This window comes from Nostoc sp. JL31, assembly GCF_017114965.1.
Taxonomy (GTDB): domain Bacteria; phylum Cyanobacteriota; class Cyanobacteriia; order Cyanobacteriales; family Nostocaceae; genus Nostoc; species Nostoc punctiforme_A.
In genome coordinates this window covers 133,311-156,857 of record NZ_JABXKO010000014.1, presented here as the reverse complement: position 1 = coordinate 156,857, position 23,547 = coordinate 133,311, and the positions used below count along the sequence as shown (strand labels likewise).

Annotated in this window: 22 protein-coding genes; 10 read left to right on the top strand and 12 right to left on the bottom strand. The window is 42.3% G+C overall.

What is annotated here, in order from left to right; genetic code table 11:
- Positions 1–39: 39 nt before the first annotated feature.
- The 7 genes from HWQ43_RS01905 to HWQ43_RS01875 form a co-directional block, all read right to left on the bottom strand.
- Entirely contained in the window at positions 40–903 is an 864-nt protein-coding gene (locus HWQ43_RS01905) for an NmrA family NAD(P)-binding protein (protein ID WP_292729453.1), read from the bottom strand.
- A 144-nt stretch (positions 904–1,047) separates the two neighbouring features.
- On the bottom strand, positions 1,048–1,950 hold the full coding sequence (locus HWQ43_RS01900; RefSeq protein WP_292729450.1) for an MBL fold metallo-hydrolase: 903 nt from the start codon (positions 1,948–1,950) through the stop codon (positions 1,048–1,050).
- An 11-nt stretch (positions 1,951–1,961) separates the two neighbouring features.
- Positions 1,962–2,345 (bottom strand): aspartate 1-decarboxylase, encoded by a 384-nt coding sequence (gene panD / locus HWQ43_RS01895; RefSeq protein WP_292729447.1) that lies wholly within the window; start codon positions 2,343–2,345, stop codon positions 1,962–1,964.
- A gap of 136 nt (positions 2,346–2,481) precedes the next feature.
- A complete protein-coding gene (locus HWQ43_RS01890) occupies positions 2,482–2,994 on the bottom strand; it encodes an inorganic diphosphatase (RefSeq protein ID WP_229464783.1) in 513 nt (170 codons plus the stop codon).
- A gap of 444 nt (positions 2,995–3,438) precedes the next feature.
- Entirely contained in the window at positions 3,439–3,624 is a 186-nt protein-coding gene (locus tag HWQ43_RS01885; RefSeq protein WP_292729441.1) for a hypothetical protein, read from the bottom strand.
- A 1,030-nt stretch (positions 3,625–4,654) separates the two neighbouring features.
- Positions 4,655–5,626 (bottom strand): DUF362 domain-containing protein, encoded by a 972-nt coding sequence (locus tag HWQ43_RS01880; RefSeq protein ID WP_292729438.1) that lies wholly within the window; start codon positions 5,624–5,626, stop codon positions 4,655–4,657.
- An 88-nt stretch (positions 5,627–5,714) separates the two neighbouring features.
- Positions 5,715–7,136: an aspartate ammonia-lyase gene (locus HWQ43_RS01875; protein WP_292729435.1), complete on the bottom strand. Its 1,422-nt coding sequence runs from the start codon at positions 7,134–7,136 to the stop codon at positions 5,715–5,717.
- Between the two features lie 143 nt (positions 7,137–7,279).
- Between HWQ43_RS01875 and pgsA the strand changes: the two genes are divergently transcribed.
- The 3 genes from pgsA to HWQ43_RS01860 all read left to right on the top strand — a co-directional run bounded on the left by pgsA (position 7,280) and on the right by HWQ43_RS01860 (position 8,416).
- Positions 7,280–7,801, top strand: a complete 522-nt coding sequence (gene pgsA, locus HWQ43_RS01870; RefSeq protein WP_292729432.1) for a CDP-diacylglycerol--glycerol-3-phosphate 3-phosphatidyltransferase — start codon at positions 7,280–7,282, stop codon at positions 7,799–7,801.
- Entirely contained in the window at positions 7,798–8,034 is a 237-nt protein-coding gene (locus HWQ43_RS01865; protein WP_292729429.1) for a type II toxin-antitoxin system HicB family antitoxin, read from the top strand. Before pgsA ends, HWQ43_RS01865 begins: the two co-directional genes overlap by 4 nt.
- A gap of 121 nt (positions 8,035–8,155) precedes the next feature.
- The gene (locus HWQ43_RS01860) at positions 8,156–8,416 is read left to right on the top strand and encodes a hypothetical protein (protein ID WP_292729426.1); all 261 of its coding nucleotides are present in this window, start codon (positions 8,156–8,158) and stop codon (positions 8,414–8,416) included.
- A 78-nt stretch (positions 8,417–8,494) separates the two neighbouring features.
- Here HWQ43_RS01860 and HWQ43_RS01855 read toward each other — a convergent pair whose 3' ends face one another.
- The gene (locus HWQ43_RS01855) at positions 8,495–9,379 is read right to left on the bottom strand and encodes an SMP-30/gluconolactonase/LRE family protein (protein ID WP_292729423.1); all 885 of its coding nucleotides are present in this window, start codon (positions 9,377–9,379) and stop codon (positions 8,495–8,497) included.
- 223 nt (positions 9,380–9,602) lie between these two features.
- Between HWQ43_RS01855 and HWQ43_RS01850 the strand changes: the two genes are divergently transcribed.
- On the top strand, positions 9,603–10,328 hold the full coding sequence (locus HWQ43_RS01850) for a Uma2 family endonuclease (protein ID WP_292729420.1): 726 nt from the start codon (positions 9,603–9,605) through the stop codon (positions 10,326–10,328).
- A 180-nt stretch (positions 10,329–10,508) separates the two neighbouring features.
- On the opposite strand, the gene HWQ43_RS01845 is transcribed toward HWQ43_RS01850, so the two are convergent.
- On the bottom strand, positions 10,509–11,447 hold the full coding sequence (locus HWQ43_RS01845; protein WP_292729416.1) for an NAD-dependent epimerase/dehydratase family protein: 939 nt from the start codon (positions 11,445–11,447) through the stop codon (positions 10,509–10,511).
- Between the two features lie 308 nt (positions 11,448–11,755).
- On the opposite strand from HWQ43_RS01845, the gene HWQ43_RS01840 reads away from it, so the two are divergent.
- The 5 genes from HWQ43_RS01840 to HWQ43_RS01820 all read left to right on the top strand — a co-directional run bounded on the left by HWQ43_RS01840 (position 11,756) and on the right by HWQ43_RS01820 (position 16,924).
- Positions 11,756–12,910, top strand: a complete 1,155-nt coding sequence (locus HWQ43_RS01840) for a glycosyltransferase (RefSeq protein ID WP_292729414.1) — start codon at positions 11,756–11,758, stop codon at positions 12,908–12,910.
- Positions 12,911–13,008: 98 nt separating this feature from the next.
- Positions 13,009–13,764: a sugar transferase gene (locus HWQ43_RS01835; RefSeq protein ID WP_292729662.1), complete on the top strand. Its 756-nt coding sequence runs from the start codon at positions 13,009–13,011 to the stop codon at positions 13,762–13,764.
- Between the two features lie 469 nt (positions 13,765–14,233).
- A complete protein-coding gene (gene gmd / locus HWQ43_RS01830; RefSeq protein WP_099099379.1) occupies positions 14,234–15,313 on the top strand; it encodes a GDP-mannose 4,6-dehydratase in 1,080 nt (359 codons plus the stop codon).
- 23 nt (positions 15,314–15,336) lie between these two features.
- The gene (locus tag HWQ43_RS01825; RefSeq protein WP_292729410.1) at positions 15,337–16,281 is read left to right on the top strand and encodes a GDP-L-fucose synthase; all 945 of its coding nucleotides are present in this window, start codon (positions 15,337–15,339) and stop codon (positions 16,279–16,281) included.
- A 67-nt stretch (positions 16,282–16,348) separates the two neighbouring features.
- The gene (locus HWQ43_RS01820) at positions 16,349–16,924 is read left to right on the top strand and encodes a 5-formyltetrahydrofolate cyclo-ligase (RefSeq protein WP_292729408.1); all 576 of its coding nucleotides are present in this window, start codon (positions 16,349–16,351) and stop codon (positions 16,922–16,924) included.
- A 21-nt stretch (positions 16,925–16,945) separates the two neighbouring features.
- Here HWQ43_RS01820 and HWQ43_RS01815 read toward each other — a convergent pair whose 3' ends face one another.
- Positions 16,946–17,236 carry a pentapeptide repeat-containing protein gene (locus HWQ43_RS01815; protein WP_292729405.1) on the bottom strand — a complete coding sequence of 97 codons (291 nt, stop codon included), beginning with the start codon at positions 17,234–17,236 and terminating at the stop codon, positions 16,946–16,948.
- A gap of 277 nt (positions 17,237–17,513) precedes the next feature.
- On the opposite strand from HWQ43_RS01815, the gene HWQ43_RS01810 reads away from it, so the two are divergent.
- Positions 17,514–18,350, top strand: coding sequence for a carbohydrate ABC transporter permease (locus HWQ43_RS01810; protein WP_292729402.1), 837 nt, complete (start codon positions 17,514–17,516; stop codon positions 18,348–18,350).
- 79 nt (positions 18,351–18,429) lie between these two features.
- Here HWQ43_RS01810 and HWQ43_RS01805 read toward each other — a convergent pair whose 3' ends face one another.
- The gene (locus tag HWQ43_RS01805; RefSeq protein WP_292729399.1) at positions 18,430–19,077 is read right to left on the bottom strand and encodes a sugar transferase; all 648 of its coding nucleotides are present in this window, start codon (positions 19,075–19,077) and stop codon (positions 18,430–18,432) included.
- Positions 19,078–19,436: 359 nt separating this feature from the next.
- A complete protein-coding gene (locus HWQ43_RS01800; RefSeq protein WP_292729396.1) occupies positions 19,437–23,543 on the bottom strand; it encodes a hypothetical protein in 4,107 nt (1,368 codons plus the stop codon).
- Positions 23,544–23,547: the final 4 nt, after the last annotated feature.

Sequence of the window (23,547 nt, the reverse complement as noted above, 5' to 3'; positions counted from 1 at the left end):
ATTGCAATTTCCTCTTGGCACTTTATAAGGAGCGATGAGTTAAACAACAGAATGCGCTAGTTCTGTGATGTAACTCTCTAATGAAACTACTCCTCGTGTAACAAGATCGCGGGGTGGCATCTCTCCTTTGATCGCAAGGGTTGTCATGTTGGAGAAGGATGCTGCTGCTGAGTTTGAAAATCCCATATTCCCCATTGTCTTTATCCACTGGTCACGCGGAGTTTCTACTACCTTGACTGGTTTTTGTAAAACTTTGGCAAATGCTTGTGCAACGTTGAGCGAAGAATATATTTCTGGGCCTTCGATGTTGTGTAGCCCTGTATTCTCTATTGGCTCTGTCATCAAACGCGCTGCCAACTGACCAATATCGCGTGGGGCTACCATCGGCAATGCAAAATCGGTTGGAAAGAAGGTATGGATTACGCCATCCTGTTTAGCTGATTGTAGAGAGAAGTCCCAATTGCTCATATAGTAGGCAGCGCGGATGATACTAAATGGTATGGACTGGGCGGCGAGTTGCTGCTCCATTTCGTAAAGCACTCCTAAATCGCCAATTTGAGAACCGGGCTGCGCTCCATAAGTGGATTCGGCAACGATTTTCTCTAAGCCAGAGTCTCTTATCGCTTCCAGAATGGATGCTAAACTTTTTCTTTCTTCGACATCTGTGTCTGTCGCAGGATCAGCAGGTGGATTAAGCAGGAAAAGACGTTTACCCTTTGCAAACACGCGGCGTAGTTCTACGGTATGAAGCGCGTCTACAACCTCAACCATCGCGCCGCGCTTCTGCCATTCAGGAATAGACGCAGAACTGCGCGAGACAATGGTTACTGGCTCACCTTGCGATAACAGCGTTTGTGCTACAGCAGAACCAACATGACCATTGCCACCAAGAATGATGTGCATGGGAAAAATCAAGAACGGTAGGTACGGAAGAAGTATAGGAAAAGTACAGTGTTGCACTCAAGCAGACCAACTATTATTATGCAGAAAATTTTTGAATATCAGTGCAAATAAAATACTTCTAAATATCGCTACAACGACTCTAAATCACTTACCAACAGCTAATACTAGACCTTCATGGGCTAATATTGCTTGAGGAAAGGCAGATTTAATATCAACTTGAACCCGATCAAGAAAATCATCATGGTCATCTGGGTGATGATGAGAAATAGCTAGCCGTTTGACACCAGCATTCAGAGCCGCGTTCACCGCAGCTTGCCAGAGTAAATCAGCAGAATCATGGTTGTGAGATGTAGGGGGAGTATAAGTGGCATTGGCAATCAGTAAGTCAACGCCTTTAATAAACTCTAAAATCCGCTCTCGCTCCACTTGATCGGCATTCTGGTGCAAATCCGTGATATAGGCAACACTATACTCTTGCCAAGTAACTCGGTAGCCAACTGAGCGCTGAGTTTGATTAATTAATGCAGTTGTAATGGTGACATCATCTAACTTCACATCACTTTCTGGAGTCAGATTATAAAACTGCAATTCCGACTGCATTACCTGTAAAGGGTAAGGAAAGTGTGGCTGGAGCATCTGATCGTACAGACATTGTTTGATTGAGGCTCCATTTGAGGCAGCTGTGCCGTAAATATGGAAGCAATTTTCCCCAATAAATGCAGGAGCAAAAAAGGGAAACCCTTGAATTCGGTTTGATTGGCAGTTGGTAAAAAATAAATGGGCTTCTAGTGGCTGTTGCAGTTCTTGCCAAGTTTTACCCAATATGCGTAAGCCAGTACCGCCATCAAAAATCAAGCGTTTCCCAGCTACATGTATTTCTACACAAGCGGTATTACCACCATAACGATTGGTGTTGCTACTGGGAGTGGGTATCAAACCTCTGACACCCCAAAATTGCACGATAAATTCACCTGCTGGGCTACTGGGCAGGGTAGATGACTTTTCAAGTATGTAGCTCTGGGAATCCGACAACTCAAAATTTGACATTTTTCTTGAAATTAGACCTTACTGAGCAGGTCATCGTAGCGCCGCACTTCCAACAGCCTGTTTTTTTCGTCCACAATGACTACCGTAGGAGAGTAACTTTTTAACTCTTCTGGAGTGAACTGCCCGTAAGTCATTATAATCAAGCGATCGCCAATAATGCCTAGACGTGCCGCACCTCCATTTAGCTCAATTATTCCTGAATGAGCTAGAGCGGGGATTGCATAAGTAATAAAGCGCTGGCCGTTGGCACTATTAACTACTTGCACCTGCTCATAAGGTAAGATACCAGCTTTTTCTAAAAGGATTTCATCAATGCTGATACTACCCACGTAGTTGATATTCGCCCCCGTAAGGGTGCAGTTATGAATTTTTGCCAAAAGGAGAGTACGCTGCATTCTGGTTTGGGGTTGGTGGCAGTTTTTGCGATCCGTAACAAGCGAAAGTTATGAGTAGAGACGCGATTAATCGCGTCTCTACAGGCGTTAGGAATAAAAATTCATAACTCTTAACTCCTAACTCCTAGCTCCTCTATTATCCTCTATAAGCTTTGACGGATTTTTCTACTAAAGCTGCAACCTTGTCTACATCTTGCCAACCGAGAATTTCAGTCACCTTTTTTTCCAAATTTTTATAACTACGGAAAAATTCGGCAATTTCATCTAAGCGGTGTGGCGCTAAGTCTTTCAAGGATTTTACTTGAGTGTAGCGCGGATCTTTGTCAGGAACACAAAGGATTTTTTCATCGCGATCGCCACCGTCAATCATCTCCAAAAAGCCAATTGGTCGCGCAGCAATAATACAACCAGGAAAGGTCGGCTCATCAATGATGACCATACCATCTAGGGGATCGCCATCATCAGCCAAAGTATTAGGTACAAAGCCGTAGTCATAAGGATATTGTACCGAGGAATAAAGTACTCGGTCTAGAGCAAAAGCTTCTAGTTCCTTGTCGTATTCGTATTTATTTTTACTTCCGCCAGTAATTTCAATCAGAACGTTGATTAGACCCGGTTTCGGTTGGGCAGGAATGCGAGATAAGTCCACAAAAAACTCCTCTGATAACAGTGAATTACGGGGGCACTCAGTCAGCTTCGCTCCCCGTGTAGAATTTTAGGGCAATATGGATCTCTTCCCAAGGTATTTATTCGAGGGCATGGGGAAGAGGACAAGGGGAAAGACTTGTTGTAAGTTCTAACTTTTGTCACCTTGTCCCCTACTCCCTTGAATTAGCCAAAAAATAGAAAAAGCGTTACGAGCAAACTTCGCAACGCTTTTTCCAAGAGGGTATTATGGATATCCTCCGCCCTTAATTGTTGTTAGAAAGATTTCTGTCCTAACTTTGTTAAGACAACTCAAATCTGGAGTCACACAATCCAGATTTAGCTTATTCTTGACGAACTACACCCACATTCACAGAGATTGTCTACAAAATCAGTGTTCTGCTTTTTTGTAGGTCTCCTCATGAAGAAATGCGACTGGGAAGCTTGATTAATCTTGATTTCCTTGTATCTTCTGGATCAGAGGTTGTTGGTTATTTTGAACATTAGTTGAAGAATAGTGGGCGATGACAAATACGGGTAGGGTAAGAGTCAACAGAGCGATCGCAGTTCCCACAATGTCTGCCAAACGTTGGGAATATGTATCGGCATTGGCAGACTGGCTATTTGAATTCATACAAAATTGAAGTTCTTCGTAACACTGTGTAGGTTTACTCTCTGAGTGAGAGTATTAATGCTATTTTAGCTATTTTTAAACTGTAAAATGTATAGCATTCTACAATCTAAACCAGTTATACAACTGTCATAATAGCCTTTTTATACATGGACTTCTTAATACAAAGTTACAAGTAAACAAATCATGTTTTATTTTGTAATTAATATTTTCAGATGTTTCCCTGTATGGTGTAACGGGTTGCATACGCAAAGCAAACTTTGATAGCATCATAAGTTACATTTTTTCGCTGATTAAAGATTAATTAGCAAAACATATTTATCCGATACTTCATGATTATAACATCCTATAAAGCCTTTGATAAGGTCATTTTACTGGAATTGCTAATTTGTGATACAGGACACAAAACCGCAATTGCACTGATAGATATTCAGTATTTTTGATTGTTATATGGTAATTATACACAAAAATATTTGACACCAGAGAAGAATTAAGTAGGAATGATTTTTGTAACCAATGATAACTACCGAATAAATACAGATACATCAACTCTATAAGGGAGAATGGATTCAGTGATATCACTAAACAAATATTTAAGAATTTCAATTTTGTAATGTATTTAATATCACAGCAATTTTGTCAATCTATATAAAGGTAGAGTAAAAAAAGTTTTAGAAGCTGGCGTAGAAATTTAGTGGGTTATGACCAAACTTTCCTTATATCTGAACAAAATACCTAATCCCAATTTCCAGATCCTAAATCCGCATAATTTTGGATAAATTAAATCTAAGACGAAAAATTGTATAACAAATTAATCAGCTAAAAAAACCGCCACTAAATATAATAGGGCGGTCTGGTTAAGCAATCGGAGGGTAATTACAGATTACTCTGCTAATAAATAAAATTGCTGTAACGACGTTTGCACTAAATTCGGAATTGGGGATTGGGCAGAGGGGAAAGACTTACTGCAACTTCTCCTCGGTCACTGAGCGTAGCCGTTCTCGTAGAGAAGTGCTGCTCCCCTGCTTCTTCCTCACTCTCTTCCATAAACACTGATTGGTTCCTTGATAAATCGGGTGTAAAGATGCTTAAACGTAGACTTAATGACGCGGGGCATACCAAAATCAATGGGCATTAACTTGTCTGGTAGCCGCCAATCTTCTATTTTTAATAAGTCAGGATTTAAATGCGGAAACTCTATGGCAGCAAGTTCTGGACAAACTCCTAGCCTTTGAGAAGCTGCAACTGTGGGCACTTGTTCAGGAGAAACATTGAGGATTTCTACCATTGCCCGATCTAAGGCAAATATATCTGATGCGGTCGCTAAAATCCCCAGTTGGCGAGGTTCTCCGTTGCTGGGGCCATTACCTTCATGACCGATGATGCCATCTAATATAGTTAAGTCAGGGTTAATCGCTCTAGCAGTTTCTACTAACATTTCACCAAATCTATTCGCGTCTTTTCCCGCTTCCATGTGCCACCAAGCTTTCATTTTGCCGGGGACGCAACCAAACAGGTTTTTTACGCCCAGTGTTAATGTCAACTGGGCATGTGATTTCACTTTCGGTAGGTTAATCACTACGTCTGCTTCCATTGCTTCTTTAGACAGTCGCAGATGGTTAAAATTGTCACTGATGGTTTGGTAACGCTGACCATGAAAATCGATGATGGGAAGATTGAGTTCTTCTAAAATAGGCAGATAGCCATTTGCTATTGCTACGCCCTTGGCACTACCAAAAGCAGGACTATCGCCCAAAAATGGCTTACCGCCAACCTCAATTACCATTTGGGCAACTTCATAAACTAGTTCGGCACGGGTAATACACTCTTTACCAGGACGCGATCCTGTAAGTAGATTTGGTTTGAGTAAAACGCGATCGCCTTTTTTTACAAACGCTGCCATTCCTCCAAAAGGTTCCAGGAGAATCACTAAGGATTCTCGTAAAGCTTCTCGTTCGTAAGATGTAGCCCGAATGAGACTAACAGATGGTTTTTGAGTCTGCATGGTATAGGTAGGGGATAGGGAATAGGGGACAGGGAACAGGCAATAGAGGCTAGTCACCTATAACCTGTAACCCATAACCCATAACCTATTATTCTGTTTTAAGCGGTAAGATACCACTCATTTGTTCTAGATTTAACACTGTGGCTAAATCTGTTTCACTCATCAATGCTCGTTCTAAAACAATTTGCCGCAGGGATTTACCAGTTTCTAAAGATTCTTTGGCGACAGATGCGGCATTTAAATAACCAATGTGGGTATTTAGTGCGGTTACTAAAGCTAAACTGCCTTCGGCATAAGCTAAACAACGTTCCTGATTAGCAGTAATTCCCTCAATGCAGCGTTCGGTGAGTGCAGCAATGGTATTGCCGAGAATTTCAATACTGTGAATTAGGTTATAGGCAATCAGCGGCATCATCACATTTAATTCTAATTGTCCGGCTTGTGCGGCTAAAGCGATCGCACTGTCGTAACCCATCACCTGAAAACACACCATTGATGTCATCTCTGCCATGACTGGGTTATATTTCCCTGGCATAATCGAGGAACCGGGTTGCACTGGAGGTAGTTGAATTTCTTTCAAACCAGTTTTTGGCCCCGAATCCATCAGCCGTAAATCATGAGATATTTTGACTAAATCCTGGGCTAAGTTGCGTAAAGCACCGGAAACATTCACAAATGGAGCCATACTTTGCATAGCTGCCATGAGATGCGGCGCAGGTTCTAAAGGAGTTTCAATCAATTCTGAAAGAACTTCTACCACACGGGCACGATATAGAGGATGAGTATTTAACCCCGTTCCGGCTGCACTACCTCCCAAACCCAGCACCATCAAATCTCCAGAGGCGGTGTAAATCCGGTTTTGGTGTTCTGTAAGAATTTGCGCCCAAGCTCTAAAATTCTCACCCAAACGCACGGGTACAGCGTCTTGTAAGTGGGTTCTGCCAGATTTGACGATATCTTGAAATTCTACAGCTTTGTTTTCTAAAGATGCGATCGCACCATCTATTGCTGGGTGTAATGTCTTAGATAATGCCAATAATCCACCAATGCGAATTGCGGTAGGAATCACATCATTGGTAGACTGCCCATAATTAACGTGATCATTGGGACTAACACGTTTGTAATTGCCCTTTTCTTCACCGAGTATTTCTAAAGCGCGATTTGCCAAAACTTCGTTGACATTCATGTGGTGGGATGTTCCAGCACCCGCCTGATAAACATCCACGACAAATTGATCGCGGAACTTACCAGCTAAGATTTCATCAGTTGCTTGCACAATCGCCTGACTAATATCTTGGGGAATGCAATTTAGTTCTCCATTTACAATTGCTGTAGCTTTTTTAATTATTAATCCAGCATCTACGTAAGTAGCTAAAGGCTTAATGCCGCTAATGGGGAAGTTTTCAATCGCCCGAAGCGTTTGGATACCGTAATAAACGCTACTAGCAATTTGGCGATCGCCCATCGAATCGCGTTCGATGCGGAATTGGGAATCTGTGTGTTCAGTCATAGTATTGTTTTAGGAGAGCTACAGAAAACAAATTTTCCCACGCAGCCACACTCAGATACACTAATCTGCATATATTTTGCATATTTGCTTGCTGCTTATTGCTTTACACTTGTTAATTTTGAAGTTTTATTTTTGAATTCCCTATGACCATACCCAACTGGATTACCTTCTCTCGCCTATTGGGGATACCATTTCTGCTTTATGGTTTATATAATCCCACACCTCAAGCTCAGTGGATATGTTTGGCGATTTTTCTCGTTGCTGCATTGACAGATTGGCTAGACGGCTATTTGGCGCGGAAACTCAACCAAATTAGTGAGTTGGGCAAATTTCTCGATCCCTTAGTGGATAAACTTCTGGTACTTGCGCCATTGCTGGTTTTTATTGAACTCGGAAAAGTGCCAGCTTGGGGAGTGTTTTTGATTTTAGCGCGAGAATTAGCGATCGCTGGTTGGCGGGTGAATCAAACGACAATTACCGGAGCGAATATTTGGGGTAAACTCAAAACTGTTAGTCAAATAGTTGCGATCGCACTTCTGATTGCGCCTCTGGGTGAAGTGTGGCAAACTCCCTCTCTAATTGCCTTTTGGGTTTCTGTCGCCTTGACTTTAATCTCTGGGGGTATTTATCTTTTGCCGCAAAAAGCTAGCACTGAACACGAATGAAACTGCAATATAGTATTGTAATTCAGTGGTCGGTGGAAGATAAAAAGTACATTGTCAGCCTACCTGAGTTTGGCCCCTATGCACACACTCACGGAGATACCTACGCTGATGCTCTCAATAATGGTGAAGAAGTGCTAGAACTTTTGATTGAAGATTACCAAGCACAAGGAAAACCACTACCAAAGCCTTTGACTACAAACATTTTTTTTCAGTTTATCCAATCCTTACCCTAATTATTAGCACTCTGTTGCCTTGACGTTAATATCTGGAGCAATTTACCTCATACTACAAATTCCAACTAGGGAAAATATACCTTTAAGTACAAAGTGAAACCAAGAAAGCTCCACGGGACTGATGTTTTTTTATTTGGAAGTCTCTTTAAACTCGGAAGTTGAGCCTCTGAACTCGGAAGTTGAGCCTCTGAACTCGGAAGTTGCACCTTTGAACTCGGAAGTTGAGCCTCTGAACTCGGAAGTTGAGCCTCTGAACTCGGAAGTTGCACCTCTGAACTTGGAAGTTGCACCTTTGAACTCGGAAGTTGCACCTTTGAACTCAGAAGTTGCACCTTTGAACCCGGAACTTCAAGATCAAAAGTTTAAAACTCGGAATTTTTAGAATTCGCAAACAAATAAAGAGTCGAGTTGAACAAATATGAGAGGCAATTTAGCACCTCACCTTGACACAGCTACTACTTTATTTCTCAAAATCATAGCTAGGTAAGCCAGTAACATCAGTTTGCAGAGCAAATAAATCACCTGAGTAGAAACTTTTTTCAATCTCCCCTTGGCTGAGTCCAACTGAAGCAGTGGTAATATAGAGTGTTTGCAAATCTTTGCCGCCAAAGGTGCAACTCGTTACGAGTGGAACAGGTAGTTTTATCCGCAATATCTCTTCACCCTTGGGGTTGAAACGAATCACACACCATCCATCCCACATAGCTGACCAAATATTTCCTTGACTATCTATTGTCAAGCCATCTGGGTAGAAAGATTCATGAGTTAAATCAACAAAAATCCGACGATTAGTAATGTTACCTGTTACTGAATTAAAGTCGAAAGCATATATTTTTTGTTGAGGAGAATCACTCAAATAAAACGTTTTTTGATCGGGACTCCACCCCAGACCATTAGAGATAGTCAATCCCGTTTCCATCAAATGCAATGAACCATCACGATCATAGCGATAGAGGCTAGCCTGGGGTTTTTCTAAAGAACACATTGAGCCGATCCAAAAGCGGCCTTGGGGGTCACATTTGCCATCATTAAAACGGTTGTCTGGCAGATTTCCTTCAATCTCCAAAATGGGTGTAACTTCACCTGTCTGGGTATTGAGAAATGCCAAGTGATGACGCAGTGCCATAATTAATCTATCTTTCCCTGCTGTTGCGATCGCGCCTACGACATCTCCCACATCAAAAAACAAGGCTTTCCCTGTCGCCGGATTTAACTGATGTACCCGATGGTTGTAGATATCAACCCAGTAAATTAGGTTTTGGGTAGAGTCCCACATGGGGCCTTCACCCAAGCGGGCACGGCACTCTAGTACATTGTGGAGTGGATATTGCACAACCTGGCTCATATTATCAACCAACAATAGTATTTACAGAAACTAGTTTCAGTAGTCTTCAGACAATTTTAAAAAAGGTTTCTCTGACTAATAAAGAAAATTTTCATTCCTGTCTCAGTAAATACTAAAAATGCAATTTATCGCGTCTTTCCCAGGTAGAAGAAAATATTTTTGATTTTGACTCAACCTTTACTGCGATCCGTTAACTTAAAATTAGTCGGTCAGGATTCCCGTTATGTACCAAACAGACCCGCCGCGCCCTCCAAAAGAAACCCTACCCACCATGTACGATCTTCCCAGTGAATACCCGGAGGACTCTGGTTTGTCTGACGAATTTCACCTTTTTCAGCCCCAACTTCTGCGCGAAACCTTCTGTCCACCTAACTATCCAGCAGAGGAAGTATTTGTTGCCAGTGACTTAAATCTTTACTATGACCTGCGGCATACACTGTGGTACAAACGCCCAGACTGGTTTGCTGCTGTGGGAGTTTCGCGTCTCTATGAACAACAAAACTTGCGTCTCAGTTATGTAATTTGGCAAGAAGGGGTTGCTGCTTTTGTAGTGGTAGAATTGCTTTCTCCTGGCACTGAAAAAGAAGACTTAGGACAAACTCTGCGGGAGATTAACCAACCGCCGACCAAATGGGAAGTTTATGAGCGGATTTTGCGAGTTCCTTACTACATTGTGTTTGACCGCTATACTGACAAACTCCAAGTATTTCAATTAGTTGCAGATAGTTACAGCGCATTGGACTTGAGTACTCCACGGGTGTGGATGCCGGGTTTGGAATTAGGTTTAGGACTTTGGCGAGGTTCTTACCAAGGAATTGAGCGATTGTGGCTACGTTGGTATGATGCATCCGGGAATTGGCTTTTCACGCCGCTAGAACGAGAAAGTCAACGTGCTAACAGATTAGCAGCACAACTGCGAGAGTTAGGCGTTAACCCTGATGAGTTGTGAAGATGCAGCAGGCGGTTAGAAAGCGCGTCTACACGAAACAAAACCCACAAAGGTGGGTTTCAAACCCTTAATTTGACCTTAGTCCGCGGAGGCGGACATTGCCTGTATAGCCAAGCCAGTGCGGTCTTGGGGGTTTCCCCCATGAGCAACTGGCGTGCGAATTCTATTCGCCCTAGCTACTCACAACGCTTGTAAAATCTCCTCATCTACAGAAAAATCAACATCAGCTTTATCTTTTGCATTAGCTAAATAGTCATTTTCCAGAGAGTCTTGTAACCCAGAAATCAAATCATATTCAGGTTGCCAGTTTAATTCTGTTTGCGCTTTATTCACCGAAGCAAAGAAATGCTGCACCCGCATCGGAAAAGCTTTGCGTTTGCCGAAATCAAACTTTTTCGGGTCGTAGTGGACAATTTTGACCGCATCGGGTGATTTACCAGCCGCGACAGCACTAGCACGGGCTAAACCATCAAAAGTGACAAAGCGATCGCCAGAGATATTATAAATCTGCCCTACGGCTTGTTTATTGCCCAAAACCTGAGTCATTGCTAGTGCCAAGTCTTTTACATGACCTAGCTGCGTGATATGCAAGCCATTTCCGGGGATAGGAATGGGGCGATCGCGCACAATTCTGTCAAAAAACCAGCCTTCCAACTCATTATAATTACGAGGCCCGTAAATATAAGTAGGACGAATAGAAGTGAATGGTAATCCCAATTGAGTCAGATAAGCTTCTGTTTCATGTTTACCCTTATGACGACTTTTGGGATCTACAGCATCGCCTTCTATGTGGGGCAATTGATCGGATTTGAGATACACCCCCGCAGAACTCATATACACAAAATGTTGCACTCGTCCTTGAAAAATTTCTGCTAGTGGTTGAGTATCAGTAAGTTCGCGCCCGTTATTGTCAAAAATAACATCAAAGTTTTCTTGTGATAACTTTGCCTTTAATTGAGTAGCATCAGTGCGATCGCCTATAATTTGTCCTACTCCCTCTAAAGAAGGTGCTGGCCGATTTCCACGATTGAACAGCACTACCTCGTGTCCTTTTTCCACTAGTAGTTGAGTCAAATAGACACCAATGAACCGAGTACCACCCATAACCAGAATTCGCATAAATTCACCCTTTCTATATCAGTTGTCATCAAGGGAGTAGGGAGACAATGGGGAATTGAACAAGTTTCTTTTCTTCCTTGCCTTCTCCCTCTGACTTGTCTCTCTTGTCTCTTCTCCATGCCCAATGCCCAATGCCCCATTCCCCAATCTGAGATTATCAGGTTGCCGCATCCATCTGGAACCTCTGAGGGAAAGATTCCGTCTTATGTGCTAATCTGGGGCGCTTCCCATTAATTAATCACAAGGGGAAACTTTTCAGTTAACGTCATCAAGTTAGCCTTTGTATTTTCCACTTATTCAAGTTAGCTGTGCCCTTGAAATATGCTCTGGTTCATGAGTGGCTAACACCCAAAGCCACCGGTGGTTCAGAACTCGTTGTACGAGAAATTTTGAATCACATTGATGCTGATTTGTATGCTCTCATAGATTTTGAATCCAGTAATAGAGAAAGTTATTTATACAAGCGTCAAATTGGCAAGACGTTTCTCCAGAACTTTCCCTATGCCCGCAACGGTATACAAAAATACTTGCCCTTGTGGCCCTTGGCAATTGAACAACTGGATTTGCGGCATTATGATGTAATTCTGTCTTCATCCCATGCTGTTGCCAAAGGAATCCTTACCACTCCCGAACAGATGCATATTTGCTACTGTCACAGCCCTATGCGCTATGCCTGGGACTTGACCTTTGATTATCTGCGCCACAGCAAACTGGGTAGTGGTTTACCTGGATGGGTGACTCGATATTTATTACATCGTTTGCGCCAGTGGGATGTATTGAGTGCCAATCGCGTTGATTACTTTATTGCCAACTCGCAGCATACAGCTCGGCGGATTTGGCGTTGCTATCGGCGAGAAGCAACAGTAATTTACCCACCAGTGAATATTGCGGAATTTCCGTTTCTGTCTGAGAAAGAGGACTTTTACCTGACAGTTTCCCGGTTAGTGAGTTACAAGCAAATATCGTTGATTGTCAAGGCTTTTAACCAACTAAAACGACCATTAGTAGTCATTGGTACAGGAGATGAAATGAACAAGATTCGCGAGATGGCAAACTCAAATATCCAAATACTCGGTTGGCAACCCGATAATGTGGTAAAAAAATATATGTCTAAGGCTAAGGCGTTTGTGTATGCAGCTTGTGAAGATTTTGGTATTGCCCTAGTGGAAGCACAAGCCTGCGGCACGCCAGTAATTGCTTATGGTGCAGGGGGTGCTTTAGAAACAGTGCGAGATATCCGCTCTGATGCGGATACAGGGACAGGTATATTTTTCAAGACGCAAACCGAGGCGGCTTTGGTGGAGGCAGTAGAAAAGTTTGAAATGTATGAGGGTTTGTTCAATTCCGAGTATATGCGATCGCACGCCGCGCTGTTTTCACCGCAAATCTTTGCAGATCGTTATCTAAATTTTGTAAACAAGTGCAACGAAAAAGACCGTTTTCGGAATGATGGTCTTGATTAACGTCTTATTTTTTTAGGCTTTTGGCAATTTTCCCCAGAAGCACATCATTTTGGCTTTAATATTGGGACTATGTGTGGTGTGGATTATTAAGGAGTATGATGACTGCCCAGAGCTCACTCCTCTCCGGCAAGCGAGGCGTAAGGCAAGACACTAGAGCGTCTACGCGTTTCTTAAAACGCGGTCAAAAAACAAAGACGCCAAAAGTTAAGCCCAAAGGTTTATCTTTTCAGGGTTTAAACGGAGAGTTAGCCAAACGACTGTTCGATATAGTGTTTTCGCTGTCGGTATTAATTTTGTTCTTCCCCGTCTACTTAATTTTGACCTTGCTGATTGCCTTTAGCTCAGAAGGGCCAATTTTTTATGTCCAGGAACGGGTAGGGAAAAATTACAAAGCGTTTAATTGTATTAAATTCCGAACAATGGTAAGCAATGCGGATGAAATCCTCATGCAAATGATGGAAACATCACCCGAATTGCGGCAAGAATTTGAGAGCAGTTTTAAGCTGAAACAAGACCCCCGGATTACCAAAATTGGTCGATTTTTGCGAATTACTAGCTTAGACGAATTTCCCCAGTTCTGGAACGTTTTAAAAGGGGACATGAGTGTAGTCGGTCCCCGACCATTGGTAGCACAAGAACTGCCAAAATACGGTTGTCACATTGACGAGATTTTAACAATCCGTCCAGGAATTACTGGTTTGTGGCAGGTATCTGGGCGTAATGACATTCCCTATCCTCGGAGAGTCCAAATAGACCTGCATTATGTCAAATTTAGGAATTTCTGGCTTGATTTATGGATCATCTTGAAAACTGTTGATGTGGTAATTCTACCCAAAAATAACGGCGCATACTGAGTAACTACTGAGGTTGAATTCTGTGGGGCAGTCAATGCCCCTAAGTACCAATTCTCCCCTCAAGCTAAAGGATTGCTCATTTTTGTTTCTATAATTTGTGCTTTTCTACTTAATTCAGACTTCTGTGAGTGCGTATATTTGGCACATTTACCAGAAGTCTAATTTAAAATGGCTATTTTATTAAGTCTTCACAAAACTAGAGATATATGAAGTTTTGACAAAAAACAACATACATAAAAATAATCTTGAGCTATCGGTAAAAGAAAATATACATAATTAAATAATCTTGAGCTATCTAAATGTTCGACTTACGTGCTAAATTAATTTTTGTTAAGTATATTTATTTACGGAAAAAGTCTCATAACCACAAGAACTCGTAGGTTTGCCATTAGGCAATTCAGCAATTAGTTGCTAGGTTGTATCAGATTGGCTGTAAATTTTTAATCAAAGACAATAAGGGATAATTAGTATGACGCAACAGAAGCGAGCGTTGATTACTGGTATTACGGGACAAGATGGTTCATATCTAAGTGAGTTTTTGTTGGAACAAGGTTATGAAGTTCATGGCATCATTCGCCGGACTTCTACCTTCAACACAGACCGTATCGATCACATTTACGAAGATCCCCATAAAGAGGGAGTACGGTTGTTTCTTCACTACGGCGACTTGACAGACGGTACAACGTTGCGGCGTATTTTAGAAGAAGTAAAACCAGTAGAAATTTATAACCTCGGCGCTCAATCCCACGTCAGAGTCAGCTTTGATTCACCCGAATACACAGTGGATGCAGTAGGAATGGGGACATTGCGTCTGTTGGAAGCAATTCGAGACTACCAGCATCGTACCGGAATTCAGGTGCGATTTTACCAGGCGGGTTCTTCAGAAATGTACGGTTTAGTACAAGCAATACCTCAAACTGAGACAACGCCCTTTTATCCCCGCAGTCCCTATGCCTGTGCGAAAGTTTACGCTCACTGGCAAACTGTAAATTATCGTGAATCTTATAATTTATTTGCTTGTAACGGTATACTTTTTAACCACGAGTCACCACGGCGGGGTGAAACCTTTGTAACCCGCAAAATTACTAGAGCGGTGGCTGGTATCGTTGCTGGGAAGCAGAAAAAGATTTACATGGGTAATCTAGATGCCAAGCGAGATTGGGGCTATGCGAAGGATTACGTCAAAGCAATGTGGTTGATGTTGCAGAAAGACCAGCCAGACGATTACGTAATTTCTACTGGTGAAACCCACTCGGTACGAGAGTTTTTGGAACTGGCATTTAGTTATGTGAATCTTAATTGGCAAGATTATGTAGAGTTTGATGAGCGTTACCTGCGTCCATCTGAGGTAGAGTTGTTGATTGGCGATTCTACCAAAGCACGGCAGAATTTGGGCTGGACACCATCAGTAACCTTTGAAGAACTAGTTTCCCTAATGGTAGAAGCAGACTTACAAGCATTGGGTCATACTTCACCTAATGGAAAAGGTTCGCAATTTCCAGATGATATTGCTACTATTCGTCAAACACTGGGCGCTTTGCACTTCTGATTCGGCATCACAGAGGATAAAATATGACCGCCTTAGAACTAAAAAATAAACGCATTCTAGTCACTGGTGGGTCGGGGTTTCTAGGCCGTCAGGTGATAGATCAACTGTGTAAAGCAGGAGCCGATCGCGATAAAATTACAATACCGCGATCGCGCGATCAAGATTTGCGTGTTTGGGAAAATAGCCAACTTGCAGTTGACCAGCAAGACATAATCATACATCTAGCAGCTCATGTCGGTGGCATCGGTTTGAACCGCGAAAAACCCGCAGAGTTATTCTACGATAACTTGATTATGGGAACCCACCTAATTCATGCTTCTTACCAAGCTGGAGTAGAAAAATTTGTTTGTGTTGGCACAATTTGCGCCTATCCCAAATTCACTCCAGTGCCATTTAAAGAAGACGATCTTTGGAATGGCTACCCAGAGGAAACCAACGCCCCTTATGGAATTGCCAAAAAAGCACTTTTAGTTCAATTGCAATCTTACCGTCAGCAGTACGGTTTTAATGGGATTTACCTACTGCCAGTAAATTTATATGGCCCAGAAGATAACTTCGACCCCGGAAGTTCCCACGTCATTCCAGCATTAGTTCGCAAAGTTCACGAAGCCCAAATTAATGCAGAAAAGCAACTTGCAGTTTGGGGTGATGGCAGTCCTACCCGTGAGTTTCTGTATTCAGAAGATGCAGCACGGGGGATTGTGATGGGGACTCAATTCTATAACGAATCGGAACCAGTTAACTTGGGAACTGGTTCTGAAATCTCCATTCTTGATTTAGTAACTCTAATCTGCGAATTGATGGAGTTTAAGGGGGAAATTGTGTGGCAAACTGATAAGCCGAATGGTCAACCCCGTCGCTGTTTAGATACTGAACGTGCCAAACAAGCCTTTAATTTCACGGCTCAGGTAAGCTTTGAAGAAGGGCTAAAGAATACCATTGAGTGGTATCGTCAACACGCTGCATAACAATGTTCTGGTGAATGTAGAGTGATACAAGCTGGGTGATGCCCAGCTTATTTTTTTGACTATTTTTATGGACAAAGTTAATCATCAACTAAATAAAGTAGAACTGCGCCGCACTCTACTCAAAACACGTCAATCAATGTCCGTTGGAGAATGGAGAGAAAATAGCGATCGCATTAGCTCTCATTTACAAAACTCTACTTTGTTTACCCAAGCAAAAACAATACTCGCTTATTTCAGCTTTCGCCAAGAACCTGACCTCAGTCCCCTATTTGCCAACACCAAATACCGTTGGGGATTTCCTCGCTGCGTTGATAAATCCCTGTGTTGGCATATTTGGACACCTAACGATTCTGTCCAAAGTGGCGCTTATGGCATTACTGAACCACACCCCGACGCTCCAATCTTAGATGCTGCGGAAGTAGATTTGATTCTCGTACCCAGTGTAGCTTGCGACTATCAAGCATATCGTTTGGGTTATGGTGGCGGATATTATGATCGCTTGCTCAGTTTACCGCAGTGGGAAACAAAGCCAACTATCGGAATTGTCTTTGATTTTGCCTATTTGTCCCAAATACCGATTGAGCTTTGGGATAAACCACTACAAGCTATTTGTACGGAAACCGGATTGACTCGAAAAAGTTGAAGGATTCAGGATACCTTTGCCTTACCCATCGAGCGCTCGACCATATGGCAGAATGATGCGTCCACCACCGAGAGGAATATGTTCTGGCAATCTAAAATTGGAAACCTGGAAACTGGCTCCAGTCAGATCGAGTTCGTCAAAACCAATGATACCAAAATCAGTCCCATCCAAAATGGCACTTTTAAAGGTAGTCTGCTCCAAACTGACCATTATAAAAGTAGCACCTCGGAGGGAAGCTCTATCGAAATTAGCTCCTTTAATAGTACTTTCTTCTCCACCGAAGATAGCCCCATCCAAAATGGCTTCAGTCAAGTTAACATTGATGATTCCACTATCTCTAAAATCTTGGCAGAAAGTTCTTTATCTCCCAAAGCTTAGATACAATTACAGGAGTTATTAATTAAAAATTCTGAAAATCATTTTTCAAATGAAGAAACTGAAATTGTAGACAGATTATTGGCACAAGTTGACCAATTAAATATTCTTAAAACTAGAGCTAGATATACCTTAAATATTTTTCAAAATAAACAGCAAGTAGTGTGAGTATTTACATTCCTGTTGAATTACAAAATAAAATTTGCAAAATCAAATGCTGAACTGGAAAAAATCACGATCGCAGATTCTGCTAATGTATGCGCTATTGGGAGCGATCGCACTGTTGATGCTCTTTCCTTTACTATGGCTAATTAGTACAGCCTTGAAATCACCTACGGAAAATATTTTTCAGTCGCCGCCACAGTTGCTACCGAGTCAACCGACACTAAATAACTTCTCTAGTGTGTGGAACTCTCTACCTTTTGGACAATACTTGTATAACAGTACCTTGGTATCAATACTGACTGTGGGCTTAAATCTGCTGTTTTGCGCTTTAGCGGCCTATCCGTTGGCAAGATTGTCGTTTGTGGGGCGAGACTGGATTTTTGTAGCGATCGTCTCTACGATTATGATTCCCTTCCAAATCGTGATGATTCCCCTTTATATTTTGACAGTCCAGATGGGTTTGAGAAATACTTATTTAGGGATGATTTTTCCGAGTTTAGCTTCTGCCTTTGGCATTTTTCTGTTGCGCCAAGCTTTCATGAGTGTCCCCAAAGAAATAGAAGAAGCCGCTCGGATGGATGGCAGCTCAGAGTTAGGATTATGGTGGCATATTATGTTACCAGCAGTTCGTCCAGCACTGGTAACTTTAGCTATTTTCGTATTCATTGGTGCTTGGAGTGACTTTTTGTGGCCTTTAATTGTCATCCAAGACGAAAATTTATACACTCTTCCTTTGGGAGTTGCAAAGCTAGCAGGTACATTTTCCCTTGATTGGCGGTTGGTAGCTGCTGGCTCAGTCATTGCGATCGCCCCAGTATTATTACTATTTTTGTTTTTACAACGTTACATTGTACCTACAGAAACAGGTAGCGGCGTTAAGGGTTGAAGCAGTAAGTGGCGATAAGGGAGATGAAGCAGACGCGGGGACATGGAGAAAAACTAATGACTAATGACTAATGACAAATTTAATAAGCACCAGTCTTTTTAAATACCACCCAGATAGTTTTAATAATCAAACTCAGGTCATAAGTTACAGACCATTTGCGTTGATAATCCATATCCATTTTCACAATGGTTTCAAAGTCTGTAATACTGGAACGCCCATTAGCTTGCCATTCTCCGGTAATTCCTGGTTTGACTCGCAATCTATCCCAGTGATGTAGATCGTAATTACTGACTTCATCAGGAGTAGGTGGACGAGTACCAACTAAACTCATGTCCCCTAACAAAACATTCCAAAATTGAGGTAATTCATCCAAGCTAGTATGCCGCAAAAATTTACCAACAGGAGTAATGCGAGGATCGTCAAAAGATTTAAAAATGTGACCTTTGGCTTGGTTCTCAACCAAATGCTTGAGTTTATCAGCATCGACTATCATGGAGCGGAATTTCCAGATGCGGAAAGTTTTTCCGTTTAACCCACAGCGAATTTGGGAATAAAATATTGGACTTGGCTCATGAATAAAGGTAGCAATTGCTATAGGAATTGCTACCATAAATGTAATAATCAGCCCCACAATTGCTCCAACAATGTCAATTAATCGTTTTCTCACGCTTAAAGTTGACGGGTGTGAAGGCTGTTGCAAACAATTAACTGAATAAAGATTATTCACAAGGGCTAACTTATGTCTTAAAAGGAATTTTTACATCAGTAGTGTAGACATAGACATGATTGTATAGGCGACTTTTTACTGCTATTGCCGCTACTACCGAGTGTTAATATACACAAATTTTAACCGATGTAAAAACCAAAAACCAAAAATTTACGGAATCTTTCAATTCAATTGATATATTGTAAATTTACGGTATTTTATCCATCTAATAAAAACTAATAAAAAGATACTACTATCGGACATATCCCAAAAATTACTGTGCTGAAGTACTAGTAGTAATTCGCAAAATTCCAAATGCTTATGTTATGAGCATTTGGAATTTTTAGTAGTATTCTTATTTCTAGCGCGATCTAGTAGTCTCAACGATTAACCTCTAAGGCAAAATTCACCGTATATGGTTCCTCCAGTGATTGCTGATTACTAGCCTTGATTGCATCTAGATAGCGACGTAAAGACAACAGTTGTTGAGAATTGGGACGGTAAGTGAGACTTCCTTGTTTTTCAAAAAGTGGTGCTGTGGCGATCGCCTGATAGTCAGGATTTTCTTGCGAACTCTGGGTAAGCCAAGTTGATTCTGTGACTGAAGGTATCAAACCGGAAGGCAGTTCACCTTCCAAAAAAGCCAGCAGCCGTTGCTGACAAATGCGAGTATTGATTCCACGACCCTCAAATAACTGGATAACTTCACCGAAAGATAAAGAACGGTCTGGTAGCAGTCGCAACAATTCCGTAAACAAGAAATAATCAGTGTATTGTTGCCTGGGTATATCTAAAATCTGGGGATGCAGAGGCAGCATCGCCAAACCATAAGCAACCCGACTGCAATTGGGAGCGCCGTTTTCGCCGAGATATAAATCTTGAATAATCTTAGTGCTAGGAAGTTTTTGCCGTAACCAGCGGTTCACCGTCCCGACACAAGCCACTCCACCAGTCAGGATCGCCTGATTAATGGCTTCTGTGGGGATACCACGAGCTACCAATAACTTGTTAAGTTCTCGGTTCAGACGGCGCACAAAGGGAATAAATACCTGGCTTTCTAAGTCTCGTCGCTGCAAAACCCACCGCTGATCGGCTAATTCTAGGGTAAAAGAGTCTTGGTGTTGCAAAATCAGCTTTAGGGCTAATGCCGCATCTAATACCGCCTGTCCCAGTAGAGAACTTTCTAGACGCTGTTGGAGACGAATTCGAGCGGTGATATCTGGTTCTCCGACTCTAGGTAGTTCTAATTCTTCCAACCCTAAAGTCTGCCAACGCATTTGGTCTAAACCGGGAATTGACGGTTGCCATTGCCAAGGATTACTCGTGGTAGTTTTGCGATTGCTTGGTGTTTCTAGGCGTGATTGCCGAGATTTCGGTGGCAATAGCAGCTGGCAGATAATATCTTGTTCAATTCCCTTGCCAGCATAAGCAAAACTGTGGAGCATGAAATCACTGTATGTCAATTGCTGCAAGGTTTCTGGTAGATTCACCAGCAACATTTCTGTGGCAGTTGTCCCAATGTTAATCACTAGGGTGTTGCCAACAATGGGATGTTCGCTGGTTTTTGCAGGATGAGAACCTTGAGCATCGCTTAGTTTTACTTGCTCACCGTTAACTGCATCAAGTTCCGGGAGTAGACTAGCGATCGCTTCTTCGACAAAAAATACTTGCTGCGGATGTTGAATAAGTTTGCTAGTGAGTAAAGCTTCCCGCACGTTAAAGCGGTATTGTTCCGACCAGCTAGATGGACAGGTACAAATTACACCAGCAATATTATTGATAATCTGCGGAAAATTTTGTTCGCTGATCCCCATAGCGGCAGCCATTAAACTAGGGGTAGTACTTGTTTTTTCGGATTTGAGGGTTAATAGTAACTTAGAGAGCGATCGCACAACCCAAATCAAAGGCCCTGCCGAAAATTCATTTAATTGCAAAACCGGTTCCCATTTCTGTCGTTCGCTCTTGTAGGGAATGGCTACTTGTAGATAGGGCTTCAACTGCGCTGAGTAGAGATTATTTTTCGTCGGATCTGCTGTCGATCTTGGTGTTGCAGGAGTGGTAGCCGAGCGATCGGGTACTTTATCTTGGGCAACAGCCGCAGGTGCTGTTTGCTCATGTGCTTCGATAGTTTCGTTTTCACCGTGGGGTATAGAAGCTATAGGCAGATAAACCTCTGTTGGTAAACGAAACGATTGCTGAAAAGAGCTTATTTCCGGCGAATTTTCTGCTGACCAGTAGATAGGATGTACAACAAAAGTCGAGCGATTTAATAATGCAGCGGAAATTCCTGTTGTACCTAAATCAATTCCTAAATACCAGACTGATTCTAGAATATTGGGCGAAACTTCTGGATTATTTATGGAGTGAGCAATTGGAGGTAAAGAACTTTCTGGAACAGGAATTGTGACTTCCTTTTTTTTTTCAGTTTCTACTAGGGGAACTGCCAAACTAGAGAAAGCAACAGTTGATGTATTCTCTTCTATTTGGGGATTTTCAGGGGAAGTTGTGGGGATTGTGTCTTGAATGTTATCAAGTAGTTCCGAGAAAACATCCAAGTTGCGATCTGGCTGCGACTCAAAATTTAGCTGCCGATCAAAATTAGCCAAATCCCGATCTAATTGCTGCAACTGTTCTTCATCTAAAGAAATATCTGGTACGGCTGGAGACTGGTTTGACTCAATAGAAAGCAAGTTTTCCTGGGGTGAAGCAGCAATGTAGTTATCTGAAGACAGTTCGGAGCGATCGCTGTTAATTAATACTTCCGATGTGGTGATATCTTCGCTGCGATCGCGCAGGGTGTCGTAGACAGACGCTTCGGGAACAGTAGGCTCTACCAACGCAATTTCTGTTACTTCTGGAATCACTGGTGCTGTAGTTGTGGCATCATCTACAAAAGATGAGACTTCCAGCAGTTGCAGTTCACTATCGGTATCAGGCAATGGGTCAGTTGCTGTAGTTGTGGAATTATCTACAGAAGATGAGACTTCCAGCAATTGCAGTTCAGTCTCGGTATCAGGTAATAAGTCAGTTAGGGTATTAATTGTATCAACACTAGCTGGCTGAGTGCCGACTTGTGGCAAACTGTCTATTTGTGGAGTAGAGAAGCTAAGAGGTGAGTCTAGGTCAGTATTCTCTTCAAAAAATAGTTCTTCCTGTGGCTCTGATGAATCTGTGGTTTCGCCTAAAGTCTCTTGGATTGAAAGACCTGTATCTGGTGTTACAACCGCAGAATTCACAATTGGAGAGACAGGTGGAGCCTGTGCCATGTTCAACGGAGATGCAGAGGCTGTGAAAGCAGATAAGTCATTTGTGGGAACATCGAGGCTGGGATTATTAACATCACCAGCATCAAACAAACTAGCGTAAAGTTGGTCTACTTCATCACCAATTGCCGCAGAAATATCTTGCGGTAATTCGGTCGGAGTTTGAGAATATTCAGATGAGTCTACACCAAGCTGCAACAGCACTGCATCTAGATCCTCTGTGAGGGTAGTCTCCCGTTGCTCAGAAGTAATTGTGAGTGGAGATGAAGTTTCTGGCTGGATAAGCTCCAAGGATTGGGGCGCAACTCCAGCAGCAATATCGGCTGGTTCAGTCAATGATAGTAGTGTCTCAGATTCTCCTCCCAGCAATGACGACTGCAAACTAGAGGATTCTTGTTGCAAATGCTGGGTCAAATTGTTGACAAAGCTAGCCATCAGCTGTTCGCCTTGCATCCCCTTGCTATGCATTCTTGCCAGTGCTTGCGACAGGGATTCGTAATAAGTGTTAATGTTGCGCTGTAGTGCTTCAAAGACTACATTCACCGTCCCATCTAGTGATAATAGGCGTTGATCTAACTCCCTAGCTAGCTGGGTTAAGCGCTCCACATCGTCAGAGGATTCTAATAAAGATTGAGTTGCCGAGGTTGCATAATTAATTCCTCCTGAAGAACTGGGGGAATTTTCCCTCGTCTGTCCAATCAGTGGCGTTAAAGTTGGCACAAGGCGGCTCATGAGTACCTGTAAAAACTCGGTAATTATTTGCTCCTGGTTTGTCAACTGCTGCGCTAAGGAGTAGTTTTGCAAACGCCTTTGCTCTAGTTGCCGAATTTCTTGTATGAGAGTGGCTCGCTCTTGCAAGAGCAATTCTAATTCCGATCGCAACGGCTGAATCAATCTGGAAAATTCATTTTTTAATTGTCCGGCGCCAACAGTACTCTCTTCCTGACTGGGTTCGAGCGGCGGTAGTGGATACTGATTATTACCACGATCAATAAATTTTGTTAACAAAGGCGAACGCGGTTCTTCAGAAGACTGATTTGGGATGCCGCTCTCTAATGTTTCTTTTTCTCGTAACCTCACCAAGAAGTCGCGAATTCGCTCTAAAACTTCTTTAGGCTCTTGCGCCTGACCAGAGAGAAATCTTGACAGGCGCTTGCCACCGCTGGCAAGTAAGTTGTCAATGTCTGCGATCAGCTTTTGAATTTCATCTGTACTAAAAGTCACTTTT

Bases quoted from the DNA above. Each gene is read 5' to 3' on its own strand.
- HWQ43_RS01905 (WP_292729453.1), bottom strand. From the start codon at position 903: ATGCACATCATTCTTGGTGGCAATGGTCATGTTGGTTCTGCTGTAGCA.
- HWQ43_RS01900 (WP_292729450.1), bottom strand. From the start codon at position 1,950: ATGTCAAATTTTGAGTTGTCGGATTCCCAGAGCTACATACTTGAAAAG.
- panD (WP_292729447.1), bottom strand. From the start codon at position 2,345: ATGCAGCGTACTCTCCTTTTGGCAAAAATTCATAACTGCACCCTTACG.
- HWQ43_RS01885 (WP_292729441.1), bottom strand. From the start codon at position 3,624: ATGAATTCAAATAGCCAGTCTGCCAATGCCGATACATATTCCCAACGT.
- HWQ43_RS01880 (WP_292729438.1), bottom strand. From the start codon at position 5,626: ATGCAGACTCAAAAACCATCTGTTAGTCTCATTCGGGCTACATCTTAC.
- HWQ43_RS01875 (WP_292729435.1), bottom strand. From the start codon at position 7,136: ATGACTGAACACACAGATTCCCAATTCCGCATCGAACGCGATTCGATG.
- pgsA (WP_292729432.1), top strand. From the start codon at position 7,280: ATGACCATACCCAACTGGATTACCTTCTCTCGCCTATTGGGGATACCA.
- HWQ43_RS01865 (WP_292729429.1), top strand. From the start codon at position 7,798: ATGAAACTGCAATATAGTATTGTAATTCAGTGGTCGGTGGAAGATAAA.
- HWQ43_RS01860 (WP_292729426.1), top strand. From the start codon at position 8,156: ATGTTTTTTTATTTGGAAGTCTCTTTAAACTCGGAAGTTGAGCCTCTG.
- HWQ43_RS01855 (WP_292729423.1), bottom strand. From the start codon at position 9,379: ATGAGCCAGGTTGTGCAATATCCACTCCACAATGTACTAGAGTGCCGT.
- HWQ43_RS01850 (WP_292729420.1), top strand. From the start codon at position 9,603: ATGTACCAAACAGACCCGCCGCGCCCTCCAAAAGAAACCCTACCCACC.
- HWQ43_RS01845 (WP_292729416.1), bottom strand. From the start codon at position 11,447: ATGCGAATTCTGGTTATGGGTGGTACTCGGTTCATTGGTGTCTATTTG.
- HWQ43_RS01835 (WP_292729662.1), top strand. From the start codon at position 13,009: ATGACTGCCCAGAGCTCACTCCTCTCCGGCAAGCGAGGCGTAAGGCAA.
- gmd (WP_099099379.1), top strand. From the start codon at position 14,234: ATGACGCAACAGAAGCGAGCGTTGATTACTGGTATTACGGGACAAGAT.
- HWQ43_RS01825 (WP_292729410.1), top strand. From the start codon at position 15,337: ATGACCGCCTTAGAACTAAAAAATAAACGCATTCTAGTCACTGGTGGG.
- HWQ43_RS01820 (WP_292729408.1), top strand. From the start codon at position 16,349: ATGGACAAAGTTAATCATCAACTAAATAAAGTAGAACTGCGCCGCACT.
- HWQ43_RS01810 (WP_292729402.1), top strand. From the start codon at position 17,514: ATGCTGAACTGGAAAAAATCACGATCGCAGATTCTGCTAATGTATGCG.